Raw genomic sequence first — 1,017 nt, 5'->3', positions numbered from 1 at the left:
CCTCGCCGCTATCTCCCCGAGGGAAGCATGGACACGATCTACCCCCAAACCAAAGATCAGATCGACCTCGCTACACCACCACAGGGGACATGACCCTGTTGTCCCGCTTTCGGGTCGAGTTCTACGAGTGTCTCTACAAGCGGGCAGATGCGCTCTTCGAGCTCACCGATGCGGTGTTGTGTGCGGACGGGCCGGTGAGGACGTTGGTCGAGTTGTCGCTGGCGGCCGAGCACCGGCGGGGGCACGGAGCGCTGTATGCGGCCTTGGACCGGGGCTGGCTGGAGCCGACGCGGTTGCGCCGCGCTCTGGCCGGCGTGCCGCTGCCGAGGGCGGCCGACGGGCGGATCGTGCTCGCTGTGGATGTGTCGCACTGGCTGCGGCCGGATGCGCCGACCAGCGACGAGCGGTTGTTCTGCCATGTCTACGGACGTGGTGACCGCAGCTCGGACCAGTTGGTGCCCGGCTGGCCGTATTCCTTCGTCGCCGCCCTGGAGTCCGGCCGGACCTCCTGGGTCGCTCTCCTGGACGCGGTCCGCCTGGGCCGGGCGGACGATGCCACTCAGGTCACCGCCCGCCAACTCCGCGAAGTTGTCGGCCGGTTAATTATGGCGGGGCATTGACGGCCGGGCGATCCCGAGATCCTGATTGTCATGGACAGCGGATACGACGTCGCCTACCTCTCCCACGTCCTGGCGGACCTGCCGGTCGTGCTGGTCATGCCTGCCTCGAGCCCGCGGCTCTCATCGCTCAGGGATTCCCAGACCTCCGCGGCGGCGCCAACCTCGGCCTCCGGGGTGCATAGGCTGCTATGGCTGGGCCGCCTCTGGGCCGTGCGAGGCGAACCAGCGTTGACAGACGATGACAACTGGTCCTGGCACACGCAGCTCACAGGCTCAGCTACAGTGAGCCGCCGCACGTGACGGAGCAATGCTCAAGACCTGTGGATCGAGCTCGGGGAGCATGCGAAGGGCGTACCTTCCCGAGTGATCGATTGATGGTCATCGAGTAGGCCGGTGT

The 1,017-nt window shown here is 66.8% G+C and carries 1 pseudogene; it reads left to right on the top strand.

Going from position 1 to position 1,017, the window contains the following annotated elements:
• Positions 1–89 precede the first annotated feature (89 nt).
• Positions 90–740 (top strand): annotated as a pseudogene (locus ACIBJF_RS53580) (transposase); the annotation flags it as partial.
• Positions 741–1,017 lie beyond the last annotated feature (277 nt).

The sequence above is a fragment of the Streptomyces sp. NPDC050743 genome (assembly GCF_044456925.1).
Taxonomy (GTDB): domain Bacteria; phylum Actinomycetota; class Actinomycetes; order Streptomycetales; family Streptomycetaceae; genus Streptomyces.
The sequence above is the reverse complement of the archived record's forward strand: the minus strand, read 5'-3'. Positions and strand labels throughout refer to the sequence as shown.